The sequence below is a fragment of the Sphingomonas sp. MM-1 genome (assembly GCF_000347675.2).
Classification (GTDB): Bacteria; Pseudomonadota; Alphaproteobacteria; order Sphingomonadales; family Sphingomonadaceae; genus Sphingomonas_E; species Sphingomonas_E fennica.
The window spans coordinates 3,658,045-3,679,897 of sequence record NC_020561.1 but is presented as its reverse complement, the minus strand read 5'-3'; the positions used below and the strand labels follow the sequence as shown (position 1 = coordinate 3,679,897).

The window sequence follows — 21,853 nt, the reverse complement described above, 5'->3', positions numbered from 1 at the left end:
ACATTTTGCTCGATCCGGCGCTGCATTCGCGACGCTAGGAAGTTGACAGCGCGCCGGGGTTCAAGTAGCAGCGCGGCCTTCCCGTGCGGGGGTTTAGGCCGCAGCCTTTATCTATGCGCGGGTCCAGCTTTTGAAAAGTGATGAGGGCCATGTTCGCTATCGTGCGCACGGGCGGCAAGCAGTATCGCGTTGCCGCAGGAGACAAGATCGTCGTCGAGAAGATCGCGGGTGACGCGGGCTCGACCGTGCAGCTCAGCGACGTGCTGCTCGCCGGCGAAGGTTCGGAACTGAAGGACGTGAACGGCCTGACCGTCGCGGCCGAGATCATCGCCCAGGCTAAGGGCGAAAAGGTGATCGTGTTCAAGAAGCGCCGCCGCCACAATTATCGCCGCCGCAACGGCCACCGCCAGCAGCACACGATCCTGAAGATCCTGTCGATCGGTGGCGAGCAGCCCAAGGCCAAGAAGGCGTCGAAGAAGGCCGAGGCCGAAGCGCCCGCGGCTGCCGAAGCCTGAGCCCCAGCGGAAGGAGTAAGAGAAAATGGCACATAAGAAAGCAGGCGGCTCCTCGCGCAACGGTCGCGATTCGGCTGGCCGTCGTCTCGGCGTGAAGAAGTTCGGCGGCCAGGAAGTGGTCGGCGGCAACATTATCATCCGCCAGCGCGGGACGAAGGTCTATCCCGGCCGCAATGTCGGCATGGGCAAGGATCACACCCTTTTCGCGCTCGTCGACGGCCGCGTGGCCTTCCACGAAGGCAAGCTTGGCCGGAAATACGTAAGCGTGGACGCGGTGGCGCAGGCCGCCGAATAATCGGACGAACCGGTTTTCGGGTCGTCCAGTGGGCGACCCGGAAGGTCCTGTAGACGGACCGTGAGGGAGACGGGTCGCACCGCCTCCCTTTTTGCTGTCTCCCTCAGAAAACTGTCGTCGCCTTGTAACCCTTTGCGGGCAGAGGCGTTGCACAAGCCGAGGGAGAGGCTTCTCTATGTTTGCACGTACCGAACGGCTGCTGTTGCGGCCAGCCTGGGATGAGGATGCCGATGCGCTGCACGCGGCGATCGGCGACGAGACCGTCGTCCGCAACCTCGCCAAGGCGCCCTGGCCCTACCGGCTGGAGGATGCGCGGAGCTTCGTGGGCGCCGCCCGCGACGCGGCCCTGCCCGATTATCTGATCTTCGCGCGCACCCATGGCACGCCGCGCCTGATCGGCGGGATCGGCCTGGCCCGGGAAGATCATGGCGACGAGACCGGCACGATCGAGCTCGGTTACTGGATAGCGCGGCCTTATTGGGGGCTTGGCTTCGCGACCGAGGCGGCGCGCGCCGTGGTCGCCACCGCCGATCACACCCTGCGCATCCCGCGCCTGACGGCCAGCCACTTCCTGGACAATCCGGCATCCCGCAACGTCCTCTACAAGCTGGGATTCCGGCCGACGGGCGAGGTGTTCATGCGCCGCAGCGTCGCCCGGCGGCGCGAGGTCGCCTGCGCGCGGTTCGTCCGCGAGGCCGGCGCCGAGGGCGAAAGCTCCAACCCGGCGCTTGCCGCCTGATCCAGATGCCCGGAAAAAAGGGGCGCGCGACCTGAGTCGCCCGCCCCTTTTTCATGTGCCGGTGATGCCGGCCTGCGCGATGGATCAGCGCGCCAGAACGGCGTCCCCTGCCCCCGCTTTCGATTCGCCGCGATCGATCAGCGCGCGATCATCATGCCTCCACGGATGGAAGCCTGGCAGGAAGAAAGCGAGCCAGGACGCGAAGATGCGCCGCATCATGCCGGGCCGGACGAAGGCGAACCAGAACATCCGCGCCCAGATGCGCGGGCCGGACAGCCCGTCCTGACGCAGCAGATCGATCATGCCGCGCGTGCGATCGACCGTGAAGTTGCGGGTGACGAGCATCATCACCTTCGCCTTCACCGACCAGCGCCTGAAGCGGGGCCAGTTGCGCGTCGCATGCAGCCAGGTATCGTAGGCGACGCCCTTATGCTCGATCTCCTCCATCGCGTGCCAGCGCCACATCGCCGCGGCATCGGGATCGGCCCCGGCCAGGTGGCGCGGATCGGCGAGCAGCTCATGCGCCAGGATCGCGGTGAAATGTTCCAGCGCCATCGTCGCGGCAAGGCTGGCGATCGGCGGCTTGGAACGGACCAGCGCCAGCCGGCGATCCACCGCCGCCTCCAGCCGGGTCACATCGTAGCCGGCATCGGTGACGCGGCGGTTGAAGGCGACATGCTCGCGCGTGTGCATCACCTCCTGCTTCGTAAAGGCGGCGATTTCGCCGGCCAGCCGGGGCGGTGTCCCTTCGCGGAACTGGCGCACGCTATCGATGAAGAAACCCTCCCCCTTGGGAAAGGTGGCCGAAAGGCAATTGTAGAATGCGGTTGCAACCGGATCGCCGGCCAGCCACCAGCGATCCATGGAGAGACCGCGACCGAAGCGGCGGTCGCGGGGGGTGATGGTAAGGTCCGTCGGCGTTCTGGTCATCCGCGCCTCCCTGATCCGGGTGCAGGATAAGGCTACTAACATCAATGTCAATAATACGACCCAGATTGAGCGCCGAAGACAGCCGCCTTGCCGCGCTGGAGGCGGCCCGCCTGCTGCTGATCGAACAAGGCCCCCAGGCGGTGACGCTGAAGGCGGTGGGCGCCAGGATCGGCCGCACCCACGCCAACCTGCTGCATCATTTCGGATCGGCCGCCGGGCTGCAGCAGGCGCTGGCCGCCAGCATGGCGGACCGGATAACGGCGCAGATCGGCGCCGTGGTGCTGCGCGCCCGCGCCGGCGAGGCGGACCCGCGCGAGATCGTGGACCTCACCTTCGACGCCTTCGACAAGGAAGGGGCCGGCGCGCTGGCATCCTGGATGATCCTGTCCGGCGATCGCGCCGCGCTGGACCCGATCGTCGGCGCCATCCACCGGCTGGTGGACGAGCTCGGCCCGCATGAGGACCGCCCCGTCCACGCCATAACGCTCGCGCTCACGCTTTCGGCGCTCGGCGACGCCCTGATGGGGGAGGCCATGGCCGAGGCGCTGGGCCTGCCGCGCGGCACGGCGCGCGAAATGGCGCTGGCCCAGATCCTCTCCTTCGCCGGCAAGGACAAGGAAACGACTCAGCCGGGGTGACGTTTTCCGCTTATTCGCTATATGCGCGACCATGCATTTCCTTGACCAAGCCAAGATCTACGTCCGCTCAGGCGCCGGCGGCCCCGGTGCCGTGAGCTTCCGGCGCGAGAAGTTCATCGAATATGGCGGCCCCGACGGCGGAAACGGCGGCAAGGGCGGCGATATCGTGTTCGAAGCGGTGGCCGGCCTGAACACGCTGATCGACTTCCGCTACACCCAGCATTTCCGCGCGCCCCGCGGCAAGGGCGGCGCGGGATCGAATCGCACGGGCGCGGGCGGCGAGGACCTCGTCATCAAGGTGCCGGTGGGAACGCAGGTGCTTTCCGAGGACAAGGAGACGGTGCTGCTGGACTTCACCGCCCCCGGCCAGCGCCACGTGTTCCTGCGCGGCGGCGACGGCGGGCGCGGCAACGCCAGCTACAAGACCTCCACCAACCGCGCGCCGCGCCAGCACGGCACCGGCTGGCCCTATGAGGAAGCCTGGGTGTGGCTGCGGCTGAAGCTGCTGGCCGATGCCGGCCTGGTCGGGCTGCCCAATGCCGGCAAGTCCACCTTCATCAACGCCGTGACCAACGCCAAGGCCAAGGTGGGGGATTATCCCTTCACCACCGTGCGCCCGCAGCTCGGCGTCGTCACCCGCCACGCCCGCGAATTCGTGATCGCCGACATTCCCGGCCTGATCGAGGGCGCGGCCGACGGCGCGGGCATCGGCGATCGCTTCCTGGGCCATATCGAACGCTGCCGCGTGCTGCTGCACCTGATCGACGCCAGCGGCGAGGACCCGGTGGAGGCCTATCACATCGTCCGCGAGGAGCTGGACGCCTATGGCGCCGGCCTTGCGGACAAGCCGCAGGTGCTGGCGCTGAACAAGATCGACGCGGTCGATGAAAAGACGCTGACGAAGCTCCGCAAGAAGCTGGAGAAGGCGGCGGACGGGGAGGACGTGCTGCTGCTTTCGGGCGCGGCCGGAACCGGCGTGGAGGCGGTGCTGGACCGGCTGGTCGAGGCGATCGGCCCGCTGGAGGAGGCCAGCCCCGACGGCGAGGACGGGGGAGAAGCATCCGAATGGTCGCCGATCTGAAGGGCGCGGCCGCGCGCTTCGCGCCCGATGCGTGCCCCCGGCTGGTGGTGAAGATCGGATCGGCCCTGCTGGTCGATCCGTCGGGCGAAGTGCGGCGGCCGTGGATGGCGGGCGTCGTGGCCGACATCGCCGACAGGATCGCCGCCGGGCAGCGCGTGGCGGTGGTATCATCCGGCGCGATCGCGCTCGGCGCGCGGCGGCTGGGGCTTCCCAAGGGCGGGCGCGCCAGCCTGGAGGACGCGCAGGCGGCGGCGGCAACGGGCCAGATCGCGCTTTCGCACTGCTGGGCCGAGCTGCTCGGCGAACGGGGCCTCACGGCGGCGCAGATGCTGGTGACGCTGGACGATCTGGAAGATCGCCGCCGTTACCTCAACGCATCCGCCACGCTCGACCGGCTGATGGCGCTGGGCGTGGTGCCCGTCATCAACGAGAATGATTCGGTGGCGACCGAGGAGATCCGGTTCGGCGACAATGACCGGCTTGCGGCGCGGATCGGCCAGGCGGCGGCCGCGCGCGGCGTGATCCTGCTTTCGGATATCGACGGGCTCTATACCGCCAATCCCCACCGCCACGCCGATGCCGAGCTGGTGGCCGAGGTGACGCGCATCGACGCGCGCATCCGGGCGATGGCGGATGGCGGATCGGCTTCGGGCATGGGTTCCGGCGGCATGATATCCAAGCTGGAGGCCGCCCGGATCGCAATGAGCGCCGGCGCGCATCTGGCGATCATATCGGGCAAGGTGGAACGCCCCCTCGCCGCCTTCGCGGCGGGCGGGCGCGGCACCGTTTTCGTCGCGGAGCGCGGCGCGTCGGCCCGCAAGGCCTGGCTGGCCGGCCGCCTGACGGCCAGGGGCTCCATCCACGTCGATGCCGGCGCGGCCGAGGCGCTCGGCAACGGCCGCAGCCTGCTGCCGGCGGGCGCCGTTTCCGTGGAGGGCCGGTTCGAACGCGGCGACGTGGTGGACATTATCGGCCCGGATTCCGCCCCCGTCGCACGCGGCCTTGCCGAATATGACGCCACCGACGCGGCCCGCATCGTCGGCCGCCGATCGGACGCGCTGGAGGCGCTGCTCGGCTACGCGCCGCGCGCCGCTTTGGTCCATCGCACCCATATGGTCCTGCTGTGAGCGACGCGAGGGCGCCGATCGCCATCACCGGCGGCACCGGCTTCGTCGGCGGGCATGTGCTGCGGATCGCGGCCGAACGGGGCGTGGCCGTGCGGGCGCTGACCCGCAGGGCGCAACCGCCCGCGCCCGGCGTGGAATGGGTGGCCGGCACGCTGGACGACCGCGACGCGCTCGCGCGACTTTGCGACGGCGCCCGCGCGGTGATCCACATCGCCGGCGTCATCAACGCGCCCGATCGGGCCGCCTTCGCCGCCGGGAATATCGCGGGAACCGAAGCGATGCTGGCGGCCGCGCAAGCGGCGGGCGCGGCGCGCTTCATCCATGTCTCCTCCCTCGCCGCGCGGGAACCGGACCTGTCCGATTATGGCTGGTCCAAGGCCGAATCGGAAAAGCCGGTCGCCGCCTCCGCACTGGCATGGACGATCGTCCGCCCGCCGGCCGTATATGGCCCCGGCGATCGCGAGATGCTGGAAATGTTCAGGATGGCGGCCAGGGGCTTCGTCGCGCTGCCCCCCGCCGGCTGCCTTTCGGTGATCGAGGCGAGCGACCTTGCCCGCCTTCTCCTCGATCTGGTCGACGCGCCCGAAGCCGCGGGCCATATATACGAACCGGACGACGGCGTGGCCGGCGGCTGGAGCCATCGCGATTTCGCGCTGGCGCTGGGGAATGCGGTGGGCCGTCCCGTAAAGACTATCGCCCTGCCCGCCTCCCTGCTGCGCCTCGGCGCCTTGGCCGACGGCCTCGTGCGCGGCAAGGCCGCCAAGCTGACACCCGATCGCGTGCGCTATTTCTGCCACCCCGATTGGGTGTGCGGCCCCCACGCCCGCCCGCCGGCAACGATCTGGCGGCCGCTGGTGGAAACGCCGGCAGGCCTGAAGGCAACCGCCCAGAGCTATCGCACGGCGGGCTGGCTTTAGATTGGGCCACTCCACGCCTGCGCCCTGAATGGCCGTGGCAGGACCTGTTTGCTGGGGGCGGGCCGACAGTTGGGACGTTCCGGCATAGCGGCCTTCTCCCCCGTTCGCGGGAAAAGGCGCGCGCGCCGCAGCAGGCGGTGGGTGGATGAGGGTCTTCTTCTTGTTTCAGATGGTTGAAGGAAGAAGCCCCTCACCCAACCCTCTCCCGCGAAAGCGGGAGAGGGCTCAGATTGCCGTCCGCTTCCTTCGACGGCGTCGTCATTGAAAGGTGGCGCCGAACTGGCGCATTCTCGACAATCGGCGCACCGATACGTGACAGGCAGCTTCCCGTGGATTCCGCCGAAATCCCGCCTATCAGGATACGACGACTTATCGGCGTCCTAGGTTGAGAACCCATACAAGTTGTTGATACTTTCTGGTAAATATCTGCCTGCGATAGGTTCGAGCAGGAGCGGCGATGGCACGGCATTTGTTTTGGTTGTCGGATGAGGCGTGGGCGGCGATCGAGCCACATCTTCCGCATGGGCGCCCGGGCAAGCCTCGGGTCGACGATCGGACGGTGATCTCTGGCATCCTGCATGTGCTCAAGACAGGCTGCCGGTGGCGCGATGTTCCGGCTGCATATGGGCCGCCGACCACCATCTACAATCGCTACAACCGGTGGGCATCGCGCGGCATCTGGCAGCGCTTGTTCGAGAAGATCGCTGGTGCCGGGCCGGTGCCGGACGAACTGTCGATCGACAGCACGCATGTGAAGGCGCACCGCTCGGCAGCGGGCTCAAAAAGGGGGAGTGGCAGGAAGCGATCGGCCGCTCGCGCGGTGGGCGGACCTGCAAGGTCCACTGCCTGGCCGATGATCGCGGCCGACCGGTTGCCATCGCCCTGACACCCGGCAATGTCGCCGACATCAGCATGGCGGTGCCGCTGCTAAGCGTCACCGCTCCGGCCCGACGCCTGATCGGCGACAAAGCCTATGACGCCAACAGCCTGCGCCGCTGGCTCGCCGAGCGGCGCATCAAGGCCGTGATTCCGTCCACTGCCTCACGCCGCACGCCCTACCCGCTGAACAGGCGCATCTATCGCCGCAGGAATGTTATCGAGCGCCTCTTCTGCAGGCTCAAGAACTGGCGCCGCATCGCCACGCGATATGACCGATATGCCACCAATTACCTCGCCGCCATCGCACTGGTCGCCACCATCGCCGAGTGGATCAAATGAGTCCCCAACCTAGGAGGCACCCGAGCAATCCGGAAGCCGCCATCCGTTCAAGGCGTAATTGCCTTATCGCAAGGGTCCGCACTCACCCCTTCTAAGGGTCCGCCCTAGTTACGCACTTTGTCGACAAGGCTATGTTGGCGCACGCCAGAGTTGGGCGGACGAACTTTATCGATCTCGTGATGTCGGCGCTCGTCGCTATCCGAACGATGCGCGATGCGACAAAGGAGGATCACGCACTGCCCCATCATCACACAGCTACTGCAAGCTTCCCGGCGCGCAACCCGTATCTGACCGATAGCGTCTACCCGATGGCGCATTTCAATCCTGGCGCCACGGACTCTGTCCCCCATGCTGGGCCAACGAAGGGCCGCAAACTTGTCCCGTCGGATGTAAAGGCAGTGATGCTGCCGTTCACTTCCAACCCCACGGTGAAGAAGATTGGCGACAGCACAATCGTAATCGCCGGCTGTACCGACGGTATCCGAAAGATCGACGCGACAGGCGACAAGTTTGAGCTGGTCTCAATCCTTCCTTATCCGGGCATGGAGCAGTTGCCGGAGCAATCTACCGACGCTGCGTTGGAAGGGCTGATCGCGCAACTCGACGCGGCGGCACGCGCGCGCGACGATGCGAAGATCGTCGCACTTACCAAGCAGGCTGAGGAGCTGAACTTTTCCCGCAAGCTCATGGCCAATGGTGCGTACGGCTTCATCGATCGCGACGGGTGCCACTATGCGGCCTTTGCTGCGACCAAGATCCTCAAAAGCACCGACGACAATGATCCGGCGAAGCCGCTTCGCATCGTTCAGGTGGCTGATCTGGCCGAGCATCTGCCCGAGGGTACGCACCTCGTCGTCGCAGCACAGCTTTATGACGGACACATCGCCGCGATGGCCTATGGTCACATGTTGCTGCTTGACCGCGATCTCAAGCCGCTGGGGAGCCTGTCGTTCGACGGCGAGCCAGTTGAGAACAGCGTCTGCTTCGACGAAACGGGTCTCTACGTCGTGACATCCCGGCACATGCACAAGATCGTCTGGACCGGCTCAAAACTTTCCTATGACAAGGCCGATGGCGGGTGGCGCAGTGAATACAACACCATGTCGCGTGAGCAGGCGACAGCGGCGGGTTCACTTACTCAATCGGGCGGGTCAGGAACGACCCCCGTGCTGATGGGGTTCGAGGACGGCGATGACAAACTAGTGATTATCGCCGACGGTGACCCTGAAGGCACCAATCTTGTTGCCTTCTGGCGCGATACAATCCCCGACGGTTTCCAGCAGAAGCCCGGCACGAAGTCGCGGCGGATTGCCGACCAAATCCGCATCGCTATCTCGAAGGTGACAATTGAACCTTCGCCTGAAGTTTTGGGCACGGGCGTGGTCGTGCTCAACTGCAGCTTTCCTCAGCCAGTGGCCGACATTTTCGGCGATACCTTTACTGGCGGCCTCACGCGGCCGGCCGCGAAAGGCGCCCAAAAGTTCGAGTGGGACAGCGAAAAGCATGCGTTTGAAAGCAGCTGGATCAACTCCGAAATCGACAACACCGATGTGATGGTGCCGGTGATCTCAGCGGCGACATCAATGATCTATATGGCTTCCAAGGCGGATGGGAATTACGTTTATCTCGGTCTTGATTGGGAGACCGGCGAGGAGCGCGCGCGATGGGAGTTCCCCGACGATAGCCGCCGCTGGAATGCCTATGGTGGCATCACCACGCTGCTCGAAAATGGCGACTTGATGCTCGGGGGCATCTTTTCCGTAAAACGCGTTTGCATCGGAGAGGGATAATAAATGGAGTCGTCTCCAGACTATGAATGATGGGCTGGTTTCACCCTTTTCGGCTCATTAGCGGACTGGCCGGATACCATGGCGGTCGCAAGCTCGGGATGGTCGCGCAGAAAAGGCCGGATCGGGGCAGCGGGCGCGGAGGGCAACCGAACGGAGCGAACATGTAGGGTTGCGAATTTGCCGGCGGCGCCCTTGGGTTAGGGCGCGAGCCTGCCGGCCGTCACATGACCGATCTGTCATTTGCGCATCATCTGGCCGCCATTTGGGGGCGGCTAGCGTGGCGGGCATGCTTGGCTCCTCCTTATCAGGCCCGATACGGGATCGGCTGATCATCGTGGCTGCGGCGGCGATGCTCGCCCTCGCGGCGGCGGCATTGATCGGCCACTGGATGACGGCACCTGCCGCCGGCGCCTGCCGGGACGACGCGCAGCCTTATGCCGCCGCCGCGCCGCTGCCGGGCCTGACGCTGGAGCCGATCGCCGCGCTCCACGCCCTGGCCGTCACCAGCCTGCGTTCCGGCGGGCAGGCCCAGCGGATGGGAGTGCGCGTGGGCGATCTGGTGGAAAGCATCGACGGCCGGCATGTCGAGACGCTCAGCGCCCTGACGCGCATGGCCGGCGCGCAATTTCCGGGAATAGTATCGTTGCGTATGCGTCGTGGTATGCAATTCTACGATATCAGGCTGGTTCGACTGGGGCATGGCTGCGGTGACACACAAGATCCTCGTCATTGAAGACGATCAGGCGGCCGCATCCTATATCGTGAAGGGGCTGGTGGAGGCCGGCTTCACCGTCGACCAGGCGGATAATGGCCGCGACGGCCTGTTCCACGCCACCGACGGCCGTTACGACGCCATCATCCTCGATCGCATGCTGCCGGGCATGGACGGCATGGCGGTGCTGGGCGCGATGCGCGCCGCCGGCATCGAGACGCCGGTGCTGATCCTTTCCGCGCTGGCATCGGTGGACGACAGGGTCGCGGGGCTGACGGCGGGATCGGACGACTATCTCACCAAACCCTTCGCCTTCGCCGAGCTGCACGCCCGCCTGAACCTGCTGCTGCGCCGGCGCGGAAGCGGAACCGCGCCCGAAACGCGGCTCGCCTGCGACGATCTGGAAATGGACCTCCTGTCCCGCAAGGTGCGGCGCGGCGGAACCGGCATCGACCTGCAGCCGCGCGAGTTCCGCCTGCTGGAATATATGCTGCGCCATCGCGGCCAGGTGGTGACGCGCACCATGCTGCTGGAAGGCGTGTGGGATTATCATTTCGATCCCGGCACCAACGTGATCGACGTGCATATCAGCCGGCTGCGCAAGAAGATCGACGAGGGATTCGATCGTCCGCTGCTGCATACGGTGCGGGGCGCCGGTTATCGCCTGGGCGCGGACGGCTGAGGGGTGCGGCCGCGCAACTTCCTGCGATCCTCCACCATACGCTTCGTCGCGCTGGTATTCGCGCTCCAGATCGGTTCTTCGGTGCTGCTGCTGCTGGCCGTCCAGCATATCGCGGCGGGCGAGCTGCGCCAGCTATCCGTGGATATCGCCGATGAGCTGCGCGGCGATCTTGCCGCCAGCTTCGACGAGGGCGGGCTGCCGGCCCTGAAGGCGCGCGCGCAGGCCCGCATCGCCCGTTCGCCGGGGGATGACGTGGTGGTGCTGGTGGCCGATGGCGGGGGCCGGGAGCTGGCCGGCAACCTGGGCGCATGGCCACCGGGCGTGAAGCCAGATGGGGAATGGCGGGCGATAACGCTCTATCGCGTCGATTCGGACCGGCCGGAACGGATGATCGTATCCGCATCGCGGATGGCGGACGGATCGCTGCTGCTGGCCGGCCATGTCGTCGAGGGAAGCCTGCAGTTGCGGGCCACGGTGGAGGAGGCGATGGCCAGCGTGCTGCTGCTGGCCCTTCCCATCGCGCTGCTGGGGGCGATGCTGGCCGCGCGGGTGGTCGACGGGCGGATCGCGCGCATCGCCACGACCGTGCAGGCGGTGCGGACGGGGGATCTTTCGCGGCGCATCCCGCTCGACGGATCAGGCGATACGTTCGAGACGCTGGCCGCCGGCATCAACGCCATGCTCGACCGGATCGAAACGCTCGTCACCGAATTGCGGATCGTGACGGACGGGCTGGCGCACGACCTGCGATCGCCGCTGACCCGCCTGAAGGCCGGCCTGGAACGCGCGATCGCGGAGACCGGCGACGACACGCAGGCGACGGCGCTGCAATCCGTGGCCAACGAGGCCGAAACGCTGCTGGCAATGCTGGGCACGGCGATGCAGATCAGCCGGGCCGAGGCCGGCATCGGCCGGGATCGCTTCACCGATGTCGACGTCGCGGCGATGCTTTCGGATATCGCGGAGGTCTACGGCCCCGTGGCCGAGGATCATGGCTTCAGGCTGGAATGGGATGCCCAGGGCGACATGGCGATCCGCGCCCACCGGGAATTGCTGGGACAGGCGCTCGCCAATCTCGTCGACAATGCGATGAAATATGCGCGGCCCGGCCCCATCCGGCTGCGCGCGCGACGCACGCCGGACGGCATCGCGATCGGCGTGGCGGACAGCGGCCCCGGCATCCCGCCGGAACATCGCGCGGAGGCGCTCCGCCGGTTCGGCCGGCTCGACCCCGCCCGTCATATCGGTGGCGCCGGATTGGGGCTGTCGCTGGTCTCGGCCGTCGCGCGCCTGCACGGGGGGGAAATACGGCTGGAAAGCGACCCGGACGGATTGGCCGGCGGCTTCGAGGTGGAGATTCGTCTCCCCGGCTGAACATATCGCCGCACGGAAGGCCCCGCATGAGCCGCCGATCATTCCACGGATCAAACAAAGCGGCCATATGTTCAGTGATTTGCAGCAATGAATCGGAGGGGTGTTTGGCGCAAACGAGACGCTGGCTGGATGCCCGGTTGAAAAGTCGCGCCAACCGCCTGCCTTCCGATATCCTGTTGCTGGGGTTGGCGGCATTCGCCTGCCCCGCCCTGGCGCAGGCCGAAGATATCGTCGACATCGACTACAGGCTGGAGGGGCCGGCCCCGCTTGCCGGCGGCGACGGCCAGCCGGCAGGGGATGCGCCGCCCCCGCAACCGGTGGCGGTCTATGGCCCCACCCCTTCCGGGGAGTCGGCCGCGCCGGTGCGGAACGGCCGCTACGACAGCTTCGGCGAGCAGGTGGGCGCGGTGAAATGGGAAGTCGCGGGCATCGCCGCCTACATGACGATCACCCAGATCGCCGTCACCCATGAAACCACGTCCTTCCACTTCCAGGACGAAGGCTGGTTCGGCAAATCGACCACCAACCTGGGCGTCGACAAGCTGACCCACGCCTATAATTCCTACCTGCTGGCGGAGCTGCTCAATGCCCGGATAGGGCGGAAGAGCGGCGATCGATCCAGCGGGGCGCTGACCGCCGCCGTGCTGGCATCGGGCCTGATGATCTATAGCGAGCTATATGACGCGCATAAGGTGAGCAGCGGATTTTCCATCCAGGACGTGCTGTTCAACACCGGCGGCGCGGCCTTTTCGGTGCTGCGCAACACCGTTCCGGGATTGAAGGACAAGCTGGATTTTCGCCTGCTGCTGATGCCCAATTCGGACATCTACACCTTCAAGGGCAAGGAGCATTACGAGCAGCAGCGCTTCATGCTGGCGCTGACGCTGGCGGGCTTCGATCAGTTCCGCGAGACGCCCTGGCGCTTCGTGGAACTGCATGTCGGCTATCACGCCTCGGGCTTCACCGCCAAGGACAAGGCCAAGGGCGAGGACCCGAGGCGCAGGATATTCTTCGGCGTGGGCCTTAATTTGAAGGAGCTTTTCTTCAAGTCGCCGCAATCGCGCGTGGGTCGCGCGGCGGGCAGCGTGCTGGATTATATCCAGATCCCCTACACGGCCATCCACGTGGAGTAAGGAAAAAGGCCCGGTCGACGCTGGTTCTGGGCAAGAGGACGTCGACCGGGCATATCCGGCCCCAGGACAAGGGGGAAATTCGGGGCCGGAGGCGGGGCGGATCGGCGCGACGATCGCTGGCAGCGCGGACCCGCCGTCCGCGATTCAGTTCGCCTTCTTCGGTTTCGCGGCATTCGCCTTGGCTGCGGGCTTGGCGGCCTTGTGCTGCACGGTTTTGGCGGCGGCGGCAGGCTTCGCGGCGGTGGCAGTGGTTGCGGCGCTGGCCGGGCCGGCGATGATCGCGACGGCAAATCCGGCCAGCAGCGGCGCGGCAAGGAGACGCTTGGTAATCTGCATGGGGGCAACTCCAACATCCACCCAGGCCCATTGTCCGATCGAGCCGGGCCGGGTGATGCCCCCTATGTGCCAGCCATCATCCCGCCGGGGCGTGGCGGGCACATGAAACTTCGGTAAGGCCCGGAACGGGCTTAGGACCAATCGCCATTCAGGCCGGATAGCCGCCGCCGGTGGCGCGAACCACCGCCACGGCCGCCCGCATCCGCAGGGTCTGCACGGAAATCGCCGCGCGTTCGGCATCGAGCGCCGCCGTCTGCGCCGTCACCACCTCCAGATAATCGGATGCGCCCTCGCGATAGCGGATCAGCGCCAGATCGCGCGTGCGGGCCGCCGCCACGGCGGCCGCCTGCTGATCCCCGGCCTGGGTGGCAAGCGTCCGCACGGCCGCCAGCCCATCCTCCACCTCGCGGAAGGCGGCCAGAACCGTGGCCCGGTAATCGGCGGCGACCTCATCATATTGGGCGCGGCTGATCCGCACCTCTGCCCTGCGGCGGCCGCCATCGAAGATGGACAGCACGGCGGACAGCGGCCCCAGCGCCCAATAGCTGGCCGGCGAGCTGAGCAGCGAGCCGTGCGCGGCCTCGAACCCGGCGCCAGCACCCAGCGTGATCGACGGGAACAGCGCCGCGCGCGCCACGCCGATCCGCGCATTGGCGGCGGCGACACGCCGTTCGGCCGCGGCGATATCGGGCCGGCGCTGCAACAGATCGGACGGCGCGCCGGACGCGATGGCCGGCGGCTCGCGCGGGGGATCGGCGGGCGCGATGGAGAAGCCGGATGCCACCTCGCCGACCAGCGCGGCGATCTCATGCTCGGTCGCCGCCCGTTCGTTGGCGATGGCGGATATCTGCGCCCTGGCATCGGAGAGGACCGTGCGCGCGCGGCTGACGTCGAGCCCCGAGGCGATGCCGCCATCGTGGCGCGTATTCGTCAGCTCCAGGGCGCGGCCGAAAGCCTCGACCGTATCCTTGAGCAACGCGGCTTCGGCATCGAGCCCGCGCAGGCGGAAATAGGCGTCCGCCAGCGCCGCCTGGAGGCTGAGCCGCGCCGAGGCGAGATCGGCGGCGCTCGCCTCCGCATCCGCCTTGCCCGCGCGCACGGAGTTGCGCACGCGGCCCCAGAGATCGAGCTCGTAATCGAGCGCCGCGCCGACCGAAAAATCGTTGTAGATCGCCTTGTCACTGGCGAGCGGACGGCGCGCGGAGACGCGCTGGCGCGAGGCATCGCCGCCGACGCTGAGTTCGGGAAAGCGATCCGCGCCCGCCGCCCGCGCCGCCGCCTGCGCCTGATCGTAGCGCGCGACGGCCGCCGCCAGCGTGGGGCTGGCCTCGTTCAACCGGCCCTGCAATCCATCGAGCACCGGATCGCCGAAGACCGCCCACCAATCGCCGCGCGGCGCCGCATCCTGCGGGCTGGCCTCGGTCCAGCCGGCGGGCAGTTCCTTATAGGCGACCGGGGCCACGGTGGCCGGCCGTTCATAATCCGGCGCGAGCGAGCAGCCGCCGAGCAGCGCCAGCGCGGCGAGCGCCGCCACGCGATCAGCCACGGCGCGCATCCGCCTTGGCCGGCGCCTTGGCCTTGCCGGCATCCTTCCCCGGCGCGGCCTCTGCATTGACCCGGACATGATCGCCGTTCTGCACGGCATCGGGCGGCGTATCGATGATGCGCTCCGTTCCGGCGAGGCCGGACGTCACCTCCACCTCGCGCCCTTCGTCGCGGCCGACGACGACGGGCCGGATGGTGACCTTGTTCGACGCATCGACGATCGCGACCGTCGGCCCCTTTTCGCCGAAGATCAGCGTGCTGGCGGGCAGGCGGAAGCTGCCGGCGATCGCGCGGACCGGGAAGCTGACCTGCGCATAGGCGCCGGGCTTCAGCGCGCGATCGGGATTGTCGGCCTGAAGCTCGACAAGGACGGTGCCCGATTGCGTATCCACCGCATCGGCGGTGCGCTGGAGAACCGCGTCGAAGGTGCGGCCCGGATATTCGGGCAACGTCATCGACGCGTGCATGCCCGGCCTGATCTGCGCCGAAAGCCCCTGCGGCACGCGGACATAGACGCGCATGCGATGCACGTCGGAAACGGTGAACAATGGCTGGGCGGCGGCGTTGCCCGACACCACCAGCGCGCCGATCTGGGCGGACCGGCTGCTGACGATGCCGGCGAACGGCGCCGTCAGCCGGGTGAAGCCCTGCAATGCGCGCAGGCGGTTCACATTGGCGCGCGCGGCGTTGGCGAGCGCCGTCTTGGCGGCATAATCGCCGGCCTTCTCGTCCGCCTCCTGCCGCGACACCGCATCCTGCCCGACCAGCGCCGCCCAGCGGGTGGAGGTGGTGCGGGCAAGCGCCTGGTTGGCCAGCGCCGTCTGATAATCGGCCTCGGCCTGCGCGAGCTGCTGATCGACCTCCGGCGCGTCGAGGATCGCCAAGGTCTGCCCGGCGGCGACATTATCGCCGATATCGGCCGTCCAGCGGCGGACATAGCCGTTGGTGCGGGCATAGATCGCCGCGCTGTTGAAGGCCTGGATGCTGCCCGGCAGCACCACCCCGGTGCCGTCTCCCGACGGCGTGGGGCGCACGACATCGACGGAAGGGATCGCGGCCTCGGCGGCCACCTCCTTCAGGCGGCTATCCGTGATGGTGCGCGCGGAGATGCCGATGGCGACCACGGCCAGCGCCGCGACGGCCGCACCGATACCGACGCGCTTCAGCTTCCGGCTCTCGATTTCCTCAGACATGCGCGGGTTCTAGCTCCTTGGACCGGTCCTGCACGCGGCCATGCCGGTGGACGAAACTGAAGACAGTGGGGACGAAGAACAATGTGGCGATGGTGGCGACGACGAGACCGCCGATCACCGCGCGGCCGAGCGGGGCGTTCTGCTCGCCCCCCTCGCCCAGGCCCAGCGCCATCGGCAGCATGCCGATGATCATGGCCAGCGCCGTCATCAGCACGGGGCGGAAGCGGACGAGGCCCGCCTCCATCGCGGCGGCGGTGGAATCGCCCAGCTCCGCCAGCCGCTCGCGCGCGAAGCTCACCACCAGGATCGAGTTCGCCGTCGCCACGCCCATGCACATGATCGCGCCGGTGAGCGCCGGCACTGAAAGCGTGGTGCCGGTGGCGAACAGGGTCCAGATGATGCCGGCCAGCGCGCCCGGCAGCGCCATGATGATGACGAACGGATCGAGCCAGCTCTGGAAGTTGACGACGATCAGCAGGTAGATCAGCAGGATCGCGCCGACGAGGCCGAAGCCGAGGCCGGAAAAGGCCGCGTTCATCGTGGCATATTGGCCGCGGATCGTGACCGTGACGCCCTGGGGCTTTTCCTTCTCCAGCTTCTGGATCGCACGCTCGACATCGCCGGCGACGGCGCCCAGATCGCGGCCCTGCGGGGCGGCGAAGATGTTGACCATCGGCTGGATGTTGTAGTGGCTGACCACGGGCGTCGTGTTCGAACGCCGCACCGTGGCGATGCCGCCCAAGGTCTGCGGCACCGTGGCGTTCGGGCCGGTGACGGGGATGCTCTGGAGATCGGCGATCGATCCCACCCGATATTCCGGCGTCTGGGCGACGACGGCGTAGGAGACGCCGTTTTCCGGGTTCAGGAAGAAGACCGGGGCCGTCTGCGACGTGCCGGCAAGCGAGCTTGCCAGGCTGGTCGTCACGTCGCGCTCCGTCAGGCCATATTGGCCGATCCGCGTGCGATCGACATCGACGTTGAGCTGCGGATAGCGCGCCGATTGCTGGATGCGCGCATCGGCCAGCCCCGGAATGGTGCGGATCGCCCGCAGCAGCCTGGCGGCATAAGCGGCATTGTCCGCCTGGTTGCGGCCCGTGACCTGGATATCGATCGGCGCCGGCGCGCCGAAGTTCAGGATCTGGCTGGTGATATCCGCCGGCAGGAAGGCGAAGGTCGTGCCCGGGAAGCTGCGGGCGAGTTCGCGCCGCAGCGTCGCCACATGCTGTTCGGTGGGGCGATGATGCTCCTCCAGCGCGATCAATATGTCGCCGTCCTGCGGGCCGATCGTTCCCGAATTGCTGTAGACGGTGTTGATGGCGCTGACCGGCAGGCCGATATTGTCGACCACGGAGCGCAGCTCCGAAGCCGGGATCAGCTGGCGGATGCGGTGCTGGATCCGCTCGAACTGGGCGGCGCTGTCCTCGATCCGCGATCCCACGGGCGCGCGGACGTGGATCATGATCTGGCCCGAATCCACGCTGGGGAAGAAGTTGCTGCCCAGGAACGGCAGCAGCAGGCCGGACAGCAGGACCACCGCCATGAAGCCGATCATGAAGGGCTTGCGCGAACGCATCGCCCGTTCCAGCAGCCCGCCATAGCCGGCGCGGACCTTTTCGAACCGCGCCTCGAACCCGCGCTGGAAGCGGACCAGCGGATTGCGCGAGGTCGGAGAACCGGCGGCATGCGTATCCTCGCCGGGCGCGTGCGGCTTCAGCAGATACATCGCCATCGTCGGCACCAGCGTGCGCGAGAGGATGAAGGACGCGATCATCGCGAACACCACGGCGAGCGCCATCGGCACGAACAGGAAGCCCGCGACGCCCGGCAGGAAGAACATCGGCACGAAGACGATGCAGATGCACAGCAGCGAGACGAAGGCGGGCGTCACGATCTGGGCGGCGCCGTCCAGGATCGCCTGGATCACGCCCTTGCCCTGTTCCAGGTGCCAGTTGATATTCTCGATCGTCACGGTCGCGTCGTCGACGAGGATGCCGACGGCGAGCGCCAGCCCGCCCAGCGTCATCACGTTGAGCGTCTGCCCCGTGGCGGAAAGCAGGGCCACCGCGGCCAGCACCGCCAGCGGGATCGAGATGGCGATGATGACGGTCGAACGCCACGATCCCAGGAACAGCAGGATCATCAGCGAGGTGAGCGCGGCCGCGATCGCGCCTTCCTTCACCACGCCGGAAACCGCCGCCTTCACGAACAGGGACTGATCGCCGATCGGCTGGATCTTCAGCGTATCGGGCAGGCCGGCCGCGATGGCGGGAAGCCGATCCTTCACGCCCTGGACGATGGCGAGCGTGGAGGTGGCGCCGTTCTTCAGCACCGTCATCAGCACCGAGCGCCGGCCTTCGACATGGACGACGTTGGTCTGCGGCGAATTGCCGTCGCGCACATAGGCGACGTCGCGCATATAGACGGTGGCGCCGTTCACCACCTTCACCGGCAGGTTGTTGAGCTCCTCGATCGTGCCCGGCGCGTTGTTGAGCTTCACCGCATATTGATAGCTGCCGATCTTCACGAAGCCGGCGGGGTTGATCTGGTTCTGCGCGGCGATGGCATTGCCCACGTCCTGCGCGGAAAGGCCCTTGGACTGGAGCGCCTGCGGATCGATATCGACCTGCACCTGGCGCTGCTTGCCGCCCGACGGGAACGGCATGGCGGCGCCCGGCACGGTCACGATCTGCGGGCGGATCTGGTTCTGCGCGAGGTCGAAAAGCTGCTGCTCGCTCATCCCCTTGCCCGACATGGCGAGCTGGATGATCGGCACGGTGGAGGCGTTGTAGTTCAGGATCAGCGGCGGCGTGATGCCCGGCGGCATCTGGCGCAGCACCGTCTGCGAGATGGAGGTGACCTGCGCGGTCGCGGTGCGGATGTCCGCCCCCGGCTGGAAGAAGATCTTCACGATGCCGATGCCCTGCATCGACTGGCTTTCGATATGCTCGATATCGTTCACCGTGGTCGTCAGCACGCGCTCATAGGGCGTGATGATGCGGCCGGACATCTCGTCCGGCGAAAGGCCGGCATATTGCCAGGCGACCGCGATCACCGGCACGCGGATGTTCGGAAAGATATCCACGGGCGTGCGCAGCGCCGCGAGGATGCCGATGATCGCTATCAGGAGCGCCATGACGATGAACGTCAGCGGCCTTCCCAGCGCGACCCGGACAATGCCTATCATCCAGTTTCTCCGAACGGACGAACGCCGCGAACGGCGCGCCCTGCACCTGCTTTGAGCCCGATTGGGCGGACGGATCATGGGCGCGCTTCACTGTCGAACGGGTCTAAACCGTTGAACCGACAGGGCTGGTCGCCGCCTCCCCAAGGCGGTCGCGCATCCGATGACGCGATGCACCATTGCAATTTTCGCGTCTAATATCAAATTCGGCATGATTGATATCAAAGGCGAATGAATTGGACCTCCGCCATCTCCGCTATTTCGTCCGCGTGGCGGAGGAACTGCATTTCGGCCGCGCGGCAACCCAGCTCGGCATATCCCAGCCCCCGTTGAGCCAGCAGATCCGCGCGCTCGAGGACGAGCTGGGCGTGGCCCTGTTCGAACGCACCAGCCGCCGCGTGCGGCTGACGGAGGCGGGGGAGATATTCCTTCCCGAAGCGCGCAAGGCGCTGCAGCAGGCGGACCATGCCGCCGAGGTGGCCCGCCGCGCCGCGCGCGGCGAGATCGGCGAGCTGGCGCTCGGCCTGCTCAGCTCCGTGCTTTTCGTGCCGGCGGTCGCCAGCGCGCTCTTCCGTTTCCGCCAGGCCTATCCGGCGATCCGGCTCGACCTGCGCGAATTGTCGCTGGAGGCGCAGCTGGAAGCGCTGGCGGAGGGCGACCTCGACATGGGCTTCGTCCGCAGCCCCGAGCCGCCCGAGCTTTCGCACGGGCTGATGGCGACATTGATGCTGGAGGAGGAGATGGTGGTGGCGATGCGGCGCGATCATCCGCTGGCCGATCGCGCCACCGTGGCGGTGGCCGACCTCGCCGAGGAATCCTTCGTGCTCTACGAACGGCGGCTGGGCGCGGGGTTCAACGAGCAGCTGATCCGCATGTGCCGCGCCGCCGGCTTCGAGCCGCGCGTGATCCAGGAAAGCGGCGGCATCGCCACGCTGCTGGGCCTGGTTTCCGCCGGTTTCGGGATCACCTTCCTCGCCCGGTCGCTGAGCGTGATCCACCTCGACAGCCTGGTCTATCGCCCCCTGGCGGGGAACGACACGCTGAGCCGGCTATGGATGATCCGGCCGGTCCGCCCGTCGCTGGCCTGCCGGCAACTGCAGGCGATGTTCGTGCCGGCGCTGGCCGGATAGCGATCGGGGACGGGGTGGCGCCGGCTGCGGGCGCCCTCCCCGTCCGCAAGCGGCCGCTCAGGCCCGGCGAAGCCAGCCGCGCGTATCGGCCAGGGTGCCGCGCTGGATGCCCACAAGCTCCTCGCGCAGCCGCGTGGTGAGGGGGCCGGTCCCGCCGTCGCCGATCAGGAAGGAGCCGCCGGCATGCCGCACCTCGCCGATCGCGGCGACCACGGCGGCGGTGCCGCAGGCGAACGCTTCCCGCAGGCGGCCGGATGCCGCATCCGCCTGCCACTGATCGAAGGAATAAGGCTGTTCCTGCACGACGATGCCGGCATCGCGGGCAAGCGTGATCAGCGACTTGCGGGTGATCCCCGGCAGGATGGTGCCGAGCGGCGGCGTCACCAGGCTGCCGTCGTCCATCGCGAAGAAGATGTTCATGCCGCCCAGCTCCTCGACCCAGCGATGCTCGGCCGCGTCGAGGAAAACCACCTGGTCGCAGCCATGGCGCGAGGCTTCCGCCTGCGCGACGAGGCTGGCCGCATAATTGCCGCCGCACTTGGCCGCGCCGGTGCCGCCGGGGGCCGCGCGGGTATAATCGTCCGACACCCAGAGCGTCACCGGCTTGGCGCCGCCCTTGAAATAGGCGCCGACCGGGCAGGCGATGACGCAGAAGATATATTCGGAGGCCGGCCGCACGCCCAGGAACGGCTCGCTCGCGAACATGAAGGGGCGCAGGTAGAGGCTGCCCTCGCCGCCCGGAATCCAGCCCCGGTCGATTTCCACGAGGCTTTCGATCGCCGCCAGGAACAGCTCCTCGGGCACGTCCGGCATCGCCATGCGCGCCGCCGATTCATTGAAGCGGCGGGCATTTTCGTCCGGCCGGAACAGCGTGACCGATCCGTCCGCCAGCCGATAGGCCTTCATGCCCTCGAAGATTTCCTGGGCATAATGCAGCACCGCCGCCGCGGGATCGAGCTGGAAGGGCCGGCGCGCGCCTACCTGCGCGTCGTGCCAGCCCTTGTCGGACGTCCATTTCACCGTGACCATATGATCGGTGAACACGCGGCCGAAGCCGGGATTCTCCAGCAGCACGGCCCGCTCGTCTGCCGCGACGGGCGACGGGTGGGGGGTGATGGTGAAGCGGGTTTCCTGTCCCATATTCGCTCTTCCGTGAATCGAGTCCGCGCCGACCTAGCCCAGCGGATCGCGCGATGCCATGCCGATCGCCGTCTTTTTGGCGGCCGTCCCTCCATCACGACGGCCACCGGCCCTGCCCGCGATTGGACATGCGCCGCCGATGAGATATGGTGCGCAACACAAACTATCGTCTCCAAG

19 protein-coding genes and 1 pseudogene are annotated in these 21,853 nt (G+C 67.3%); 14 read left to right on the top strand and 6 right to left on the bottom strand.

Annotated elements, in window-relative coordinates; all coding sequences use genetic code 11:
* Positions 1–149 precede the first annotated feature (149 nt).
* From rplU to G432_RS17460, 3 genes are all read left to right on the top strand, one after another.
* Positions 150–515, top strand: a complete 366-nt coding sequence (rplU, locus tag G432_RS17470; RefSeq protein WP_015460148.1) for a 50S ribosomal protein L21 — start codon at positions 150–152, stop codon at positions 513–515.
* A 25-nt stretch (positions 516–540) separates the two neighbouring features.
* Entirely contained in the window at positions 541–810 is a 270-nt protein-coding gene (gene rpmA / locus G432_RS17465; protein WP_015460147.1) for a 50S ribosomal protein L27, read from the top strand.
* A 175-nt stretch (positions 811–985) separates the two neighbouring features.
* Positions 986–1,549 (top strand): GNAT family N-acetyltransferase, encoded by a 564-nt coding sequence (locus G432_RS17460; protein WP_015460146.1) that lies wholly within the window; start codon positions 986–988, stop codon positions 1,547–1,549.
* A gap of 84 nt (positions 1,550–1,633) precedes the next feature.
* Here G432_RS17460 and G432_RS17455 read toward each other — a convergent pair whose 3' ends face one another.
* Positions 1,634–2,479 carry a metal-dependent hydrolase gene (locus tag G432_RS17455; protein WP_015460145.1) on the bottom strand — a complete coding sequence of 282 codons (846 nt, stop codon included), beginning with the start codon at positions 2,477–2,479 and terminating at the stop codon, positions 1,634–1,636.
* 44 nt (positions 2,480–2,523) lie between these two features.
* Between G432_RS17455 and G432_RS17450 the strand changes: the two genes are divergently transcribed.
* The 10 genes and pseudogenes from G432_RS17450 to G432_RS17400 all read left to right on the top strand — a co-directional run bounded on the left by G432_RS17450 (position 2,524) and on the right by G432_RS17400 (position 13,151).
* A complete protein-coding gene (locus G432_RS17450) occupies positions 2,524–3,117 on the top strand; it encodes a TetR family transcriptional regulator (protein WP_041864976.1) in 594 nt (197 codons plus the stop codon).
* 31 nt (positions 3,118–3,148) lie between these two features.
* Positions 3,149–4,198, top strand: a complete 1,050-nt coding sequence (gene obgE, locus G432_RS17445) for a GTPase ObgE (RefSeq protein ID WP_015460143.1) — start codon at positions 3,149–3,151, stop codon at positions 4,196–4,198.
* On the top strand, positions 4,183–5,325 hold the full coding sequence (proB, locus tag G432_RS17440; RefSeq protein ID WP_015460142.1) for a glutamate 5-kinase: 1,143 nt from the start codon (positions 4,183–4,185) through the stop codon (positions 5,323–5,325). Before obgE ends, proB begins: the two co-directional genes overlap by 16 nt.
* Entirely contained in the window at positions 5,322–6,242 is a 921-nt protein-coding gene (locus G432_RS17435; protein WP_015460141.1) for an NAD-dependent epimerase/dehydratase family protein, read from the top strand. The genes proB and G432_RS17435 overlap by 4 nt, the downstream gene beginning before the upstream one ends.
* A gap of 457 nt (positions 6,243–6,699) precedes the next feature.
* Positions 6,700–7,460: pseudogene (locus G432_RS22670) on the top strand (IS5 family transposase).
* A 179-nt stretch (positions 7,461–7,639) separates the two neighbouring features.
* Entirely contained in the window at positions 7,640–9,250 is a 1,611-nt protein-coding gene (locus G432_RS17420; protein ID WP_236626811.1) for a hypothetical protein, read from the top strand.
* Between the two features lie 286 nt (positions 9,251–9,536).
* Positions 9,537–9,983 (top strand): PDZ domain-containing protein, encoded by a 447-nt coding sequence (locus G432_RS17415; protein WP_051128757.1) that lies wholly within the window; start codon positions 9,537–9,539, stop codon positions 9,981–9,983.
* Positions 9,958–10,644, top strand: a complete 687-nt coding sequence (locus G432_RS17410; protein WP_015460138.1) for a winged helix-turn-helix domain-containing protein — start codon at positions 9,958–9,960, stop codon at positions 10,642–10,644. Before G432_RS17415 ends, G432_RS17410 begins: the two co-directional genes overlap by 26 nt.
* Before the next feature lie 3 nt (positions 10,645–10,647).
* A complete protein-coding gene (locus tag G432_RS17405; protein WP_015460137.1) occupies positions 10,648–12,018 on the top strand; it encodes a sensor histidine kinase in 1,371 nt (456 codons plus the stop codon).
* Positions 12,019–12,122: 104 nt separating this feature from the next.
* On the top strand, positions 12,123–13,151 hold the full coding sequence (locus tag G432_RS17400; protein WP_236626810.1) for a YfiM family protein: 1,029 nt from the start codon (positions 12,123–12,125) through the stop codon (positions 13,149–13,151).
* 144 nt (positions 13,152–13,295) lie between these two features.
* On the opposite strand, the gene G432_RS23805 is transcribed toward G432_RS17400, so the two are convergent.
* From G432_RS23805 to G432_RS17380, 4 genes are all read right to left on the bottom strand, one after another.
* Entirely contained in the window at positions 13,296–13,487 is a 192-nt protein-coding gene (locus G432_RS23805; protein ID WP_015460135.1) for a hypothetical protein, read from the bottom strand.
* Positions 13,488–13,635: 148 nt separating this feature from the next.
* Positions 13,636–15,042 carry an efflux transporter outer membrane subunit gene (locus G432_RS17390; protein WP_015460134.1) on the bottom strand — a complete coding sequence of 469 codons (1,407 nt, stop codon included), beginning with the start codon at positions 15,040–15,042 and terminating at the stop codon, positions 13,636–13,638.
* Positions 15,026–16,225 carry an efflux RND transporter periplasmic adaptor subunit gene (locus tag G432_RS17385; RefSeq protein ID WP_015460133.1) on the bottom strand — a complete coding sequence of 400 codons (1,200 nt, stop codon included), beginning with the start codon at positions 16,223–16,225 and terminating at the stop codon, positions 15,026–15,028. Before G432_RS17385 ends, G432_RS17390 begins: the two co-directional genes overlap by 17 nt.
* A complete protein-coding gene (locus tag G432_RS17380; RefSeq protein WP_015460132.1) occupies positions 16,218–19,409 on the bottom strand; it encodes an efflux RND transporter permease subunit in 3,192 nt (1,063 codons plus the stop codon). The genes G432_RS17385 and G432_RS17380 overlap by 8 nt, the downstream gene beginning before the upstream one ends.
* A 233-nt stretch (positions 19,410–19,642) precedes the next feature.
* On the opposite strand from G432_RS17380, the gene G432_RS17375 reads away from it, so the two are divergent.
* Entirely contained in the window at positions 19,643–20,536 is an 894-nt protein-coding gene (locus tag G432_RS17375; protein ID WP_015460131.1) for a LysR substrate-binding domain-containing protein, read from the top strand.
* A gap of 57 nt (positions 20,537–20,593) precedes the next feature.
* On the opposite strand, the gene G432_RS17370 is transcribed toward G432_RS17375, so the two are convergent.
* On the bottom strand, positions 20,594–21,676 hold the full coding sequence (locus G432_RS17370) for a branched-chain amino acid aminotransferase (RefSeq protein ID WP_015460130.1): 1,083 nt from the start codon (positions 21,674–21,676) through the stop codon (positions 20,594–20,596).
* Positions 21,677–21,853 lie beyond the last annotated feature (177 nt).